We start from the raw sequence: 4,844 nt of genomic DNA, 5'->3' as shown, positions 1-4,844 counted from the left end.
CCTCATCTATCTCTCAATATTAAGATTTCCTTAGTTGCTGCCGTCGCGGACAGAAATCGGTGATACAATCAATAGCTTAGCTAGGGGTGCCCGAAAGTCCGGGCTGAGAAAACACCCTTAGAACCTGAGTCTGGGTAATACCAGCGGAGGGAAGCTGTTTATCAAGGAAATAAGAATATGCGTACCGAATGGATCGCGAAGCGTCAGGGACACAGTAATGTATCTCAAATGCACTACGCCCGTCAAGGTGTGATCACTGAGGAAATGGACTATGTTGCTAAGCGAGAAAATCTCCCAGCAGAACTGATCCGCGCCGAAGTAGCGCGGGGACGGATGATTATTCCCGCTAATATCAATCACACGAATTTGGAGCCAATGGCGATCGGCATTGCCTCTAAGTGCAAAGTCAATGCTAATATCGGCGCATCTCCCAACTCTTCCAACATGGAAGAAGAAGTTGACAAGCTTAAACTAGCAGTGAAATACGGTGCTGATACCGTGATGGATTTGTCCACCGGCGGCGGGAATTTGGATGAAATTCGCACTACAATCATCAATGCTTCGCCGGTACCGATCGGTACTGTACCAATTTACCAAGCTCTAGAAAGCGTGCACGGTAATATGGAAAGTCTGACGGCGAATGACTTCCTGCACATCATTGACAAACACGCAGGGCAAGGTGTTGATTACCAAACTATTCACGCCGGAATTCTGATCGAACATTTGCCGTTGGTGAAAAATCGATTGACTGGAATTGTGTCTCGCGGCGGCGGGATTTTGGCACGCTGGATGCTGCACCACCACAAACAAAATCCTCTCTACACTCACTTTAACGACATCATTGAAATCTTCAAAAAATATGATGTTTCGTTTAGTTTGGGAGATTCTCTGCGCCCCGGTTGCACTCACGATGCGTCGGATGAAGCTCAATTAGCCGAACTCAAAACTTTGGGACAATTAACTCGCAAAGCTTGGGAACATGACGTGCAGGTAATGGTGGAAGGCCCCGGCCACGTTCCTATGGATCAAATTGAGTTTAATGTCAAAAAACAAATGGAGGAATGTTCGGAAGCACCTTTCTATGTTTTGGGGCCGTTGGTGACTGATATTGCACCGGGTTACGACCACATTACTTCGGCAATTGGGGCGGCGATGGCTGGTTGGTACGGTACTGCTATGCTGTGCTACGTGACACCGAAGGAACATTTGGGATTGCCGAATGCTGAGGATGTCAGAAACGGGCTGATTGCTTACAAAATTGCGGCTCACGCTGCAGATATTGCACGGGGCCGTCCGGGTGCGCGCGATCGCGATGATGAACTCTCGAAAGCGCGTTACAATTTCGATTGGAACCGTCAATTTGAGCTATCGCTAGATCCAGAACGAGCAAAGGAATATCACGACGAAACTTTGCCGGCGGATATCTACAAAACTGCCGAATTCTGTTCGATGTGCGGGCCTAAGTTCTGTCCGATGCAGACGAAAGTTGATGCGGATGCTTTGACTGAATTGGAGAAGTTTCTTGCTAAGGAACCTGTAGCGCTAAGCTAATTTCGATCGCGCGGGCGGATTATTTCGCCCGCCCTTGGCCATTCAAAAGCAGGGAGGTAGGGGGAGGTAGAGCCTCCGCACCTGCATTACCAAGCTCTTCCTGCTAACGAGGAGGGAGGAGACAATTTAAAGATTGATAAGCTGAGCTTGGTCTGGTAGCGACGGATTATCGCAAGTAATGGTATAAATTTATACTTACAAAGCTTTTTTTCAAGTATAACCAAAAAAGCTCAAATCAAAGATGGGCTTTGTGAAAGTAGAGAAATCCGAAGTATTTCCGCACAGAAAAGACGGGTTAGACGGACTTATGATGTGCTATTTAAGTCTTCGAGAACCATCGCCCCAATCATCGATCGGAAAAACACCCTGCTGCAGTCAATGATTGTGGCACTCTTATATTGTGCGCCGCGCCAGGATTTTGTTTTGCTGTTTGATTTTTCCGCGCCGCCCGGTTCCCACTATCGACTAGATACCAATTGCACCCGGCCGGCATCCATTTCATCCATTAATAACTCTAACGCCTCATAATCGATATCCGAGATGTACCCCAAACGGGTGAGCTCGTAGTTGATTTCGTTTTCAATGTCAGGCGTCAACTGCTTAATGTAGAGGGCTTTTTCTACTAGATGACGAATAGAATAAGTTGCTTGCATATTAGCTCGGAGAACTCCGTACAGTTTTATTTTCATATTAACTTGCGATCGCGCGCGCGATCGCAATCACCACCAATAAGTGATTTAAATTACATTGATCCGTTTAACTTAACAGCTAGGGCAAGGTCGATCGCCCTTTTTAGAGTTGCCAAGAATAAACTTGCTAGCATAAATAAAAAATAGTATAGTAGCTTACGTTTGTTCTCCAAATCTTGCGGAAACTTTCATAAACAAGAGTAAATAAATAAAGATTCAGTAAAATCACTGAAAACAACTGGTCGGTTGCCCTCAGAGCAAGTTAGGCTCGAAAATATCAAATAGGTTTAGACCGGAAGCCTTATAGCACAGTAGTTGACAATACACAGCAACCATAGGTTAGAAATATGCAGACACTTATTGCCCCGAAACCAATTACAGTGATTCAACCCTTATACCACCTGAATGCAGCTACCTCCGGAGAATTCGGACGGCAAGTAACAACAGCAATTGGGACTGAGGGAATTGTGGCGGTACTCGTAGATTTGGACGCAGTAACATTTATTGACAGCGCCGGTTTGATGGCATTGGTTTCGGGCTTAAAGCAGGCACAAAAAATGGGGCGCAGGTTTAGTATTTGCTCGGTTTCCACCCAGATTAGGATGGTTCTGGAACTCAGCCAGCTCGATCGAGTTTTTGAGATATATGAAAGCGTCGAAAGTTTTGAAGCGGCCAACTCCCGCGCCCCAAATCACTGGTAGAATCCGGCTAGAGGTCAAAACCAGCAGCAACAAAACACAGCAAATCGAGTGAAATGCCCGAAAATACAGCAGACTCCCGCTGGCGTGTTGGGCGATTTTAAGGTAGGCTGCTTAAGAGTCGCAAATATCAGAGCGAGTCAAGCCGTGCCAGTAAAAATCGAAGAATTACTTACAGCAGAAATCAATCAGCCTGCTCGTTATCTGGGTAACGAGTTGGGGGCGGCGCGCCCGCTGTGGGATGCAGCTCGCGTGCGCTGGGTGCTAACTTATCCAGAAGTGTATGAAGTTGGTGCTTCCAATCTGGGACACATCATCCTTTACAATATTTTGAACGCTTTGCCGAGGCAGTTGTGCGATCGCGCTTATTTGCCCGCACCAGACTTGGCAGCAAAACTGCGAGCGACCAAAACTCCCTTGTTTGCAGTAGAATCAAGGCGATATCTCACAGAATTTGATATTCTCGGCTTCAGCCTCAGCTACGAACTCGGAGCCACAAACATTCTGGAAATGCTGCAACTTGCCGGCATTCCCCTAACTTGGAAAGAAAGAGCGACAAAGCCTCAAAATGGTGGGGATTGGCCGCTGATTTTTGCTGGCGGACAAACCGCAACATCCAATCCCGAACCCTACGCTGACTTTTTTGACTTCATCGCCTTGGGAGACGGAGAAGAATTGCTGCCAGAAATCAGCTTGATTTTGGCAGAAGGTAAAACTAATAATTTGAGCCGAGAAGCGCTGCTGCTGGATTTAGCGCAAATTCCCGGCGTTTATGTCCCGCAATTCTACGATATGGCGGCAGACGGTTCGGTTCATCCCAACCGCCCGCAAGTTCCCGATCGAATTCTGCGCCGAGTCGCGACTCCAATACCAGCTTATTCGATCGGGCTAGTTCCCTACGTCCAGACAGTACACGACAGACTGACAGTAGAAATCCGCCGTGGATGCACCCGCGGCTGTCGCTTCTGTCAGCCGGGAATGCTGACTCGCCCCGCGCGCGATGTCGAACCGCAGCAAGTCGTAGAGGCGATCGAACAAGGGATGAAAGCCACCGGGCACAGCGAATTTTCCCTGCTTTCCCTCAGTTGTTCCGACTATCTGGCACTCCCGGCTGTCGGGATGGAAATCAAAAACCGCCTCAAAGATCAAAATATTTCTCTGTCTCTACCCAGCCAGCGGGTAGACAGATTTGACGATAATATTGCCGACATTCTCGGCGGCACGCGACAAGGCGGTTTGACTTTTGCGCCGGAAGCTGGCACTCAGCGGATGCGGGATATCGTTAACAAAGGTTTGACAAATGAGGAATTGTTGCGGGGTGTGAAGACTGCGGTCGATCGCGGTTGGGATAAAATCAAGCTGTATTTTATGATCGGTTTGCCCGGAGAAACAGATTTTGATGTGCTGGGAATCGCCGAAACAGTCCGCTGGCTGCAAAGGGAATGCAGGCTGGATCGCCGGCGGCCACTGAATTTTAATTTGACAATTTCTAATTTTACGCCTAAGCCTCACACTCCTTTTCAGTGGCACTCGGTTTCGACTGCTGAGTTTTCTCGCAAGCAAAAACTCCTGAAGGGAGAATTTAAAGCGATGAGAAATCTTAAGGTGAATTATACTGATGTGCGGCTTTCGGCAATGGAGGATTTTGTCGGACGGGGCGATCGGCGTTTGGGCCCTGTAGTCCGCCGCGCTTGGGAACTTGGCGCGGGTATGGATGCTTGGTGGGAAAGTTTGGATAAAGCTTACCAAGCTTGGACTCAGGCGATCGATGAATCTGACCTTACTTGGAAATACCGCCAAGTTGAAAGCGGCGAATGGAATCTGTTTGAGGAGAAGGAAGAAGGAAGTTCGGCAACGAGCAATGTACGGGATGTAACGGATGTAACGGATGTAACGGATGTAAGTC

Annotated in this window: 4 protein-coding genes and 1 riboswitch; of the genes, 3 read left to right on the top strand and 1 reads right to left on the bottom strand. The window is 48.0% G+C overall.

The genetic code is table 11. The features are described 5' to 3' along the window. Positions 1 to 72 precede the first annotated feature (72 nt). Positions 73 to 169: riboswitch (TPP riboswitch) on the top strand. An 8-nt stretch (positions 170 to 177) separates the two neighbouring features. After that, positions 178 to 1,551 carry a phosphomethylpyrimidine synthase ThiC gene (gene thiC / locus WBA89_RS01805; protein WP_424403513.1) on the top strand — a complete coding sequence of 458 codons (1,374 nt, stop codon included), beginning with the start codon at positions 178 to 180 and terminating at the stop codon, positions 1,549 to 1,551. 458 nt (positions 1,552 to 2,009) lie between these two features. On the opposite strand, the gene WBA89_RS01800 is transcribed toward thiC, so the two are convergent. Further along, positions 2,010 to 2,204, bottom strand: coding sequence for a hypothetical protein (locus WBA89_RS01800; protein WP_424403517.1), 195 nt, complete (start codon positions 2,202 to 2,204; stop codon positions 2,010 to 2,012). A 383-nt stretch (positions 2,205 to 2,587) separates the two neighbouring features. On the opposite strand from WBA89_RS01800, the gene WBA89_RS01795 reads away from it, so the two are divergent. Both WBA89_RS01795 and WBA89_RS01790 read left to right on the top strand, forming a co-directional pair. Beyond that, positions 2,588 to 2,941: an STAS domain-containing protein gene (locus WBA89_RS01795; RefSeq protein ID WP_424403511.1), complete on the top strand. Its 354-nt coding sequence runs from the start codon at positions 2,588 to 2,590 to the stop codon at positions 2,939 to 2,941. A gap of 144 nt (positions 2,942 to 3,085) precedes the next feature. Next, a partial coding sequence (locus tag WBA89_RS01790) for a TIGR03960 family B12-binding radical SAM protein (RefSeq protein ID WP_424403515.1) occupies positions 3,086 to 4,844 on the top strand: 1,759 nt, incomplete at its 3' end.

Origin of the sequence: Microcoleus sp., from assembly GCF_049646505.1 — a bacterium.
Classification (GTDB): Bacteria; Cyanobacteriota; Cyanobacteriia; order Cyanobacteriales; family Microcoleaceae; genus Microcoleus.
This window is presented reverse-complemented; position numbering and strand designations above follow the sequence as displayed.

Coding starts and splice junctions, on each gene's coding strand:
- thiC (WP_424403513.1), top strand. CDS start 178: ATGCGTACCGAATGGATCGCGAAGCGTCAGGGACACAGTAATGTATCT.
- WBA89_RS01795 (WP_424403511.1), top strand. CDS start 2,588: ATGCAGACACTTATTGCCCCGAAACCAATTACAGTGATTCAACCCTTA.
- WBA89_RS01800 (WP_424403517.1), bottom strand. CDS start 2,204: ATGCAAGCAACTTATTCTATTCGTCATCTAGTAGAAAAAGCCCTCTAC.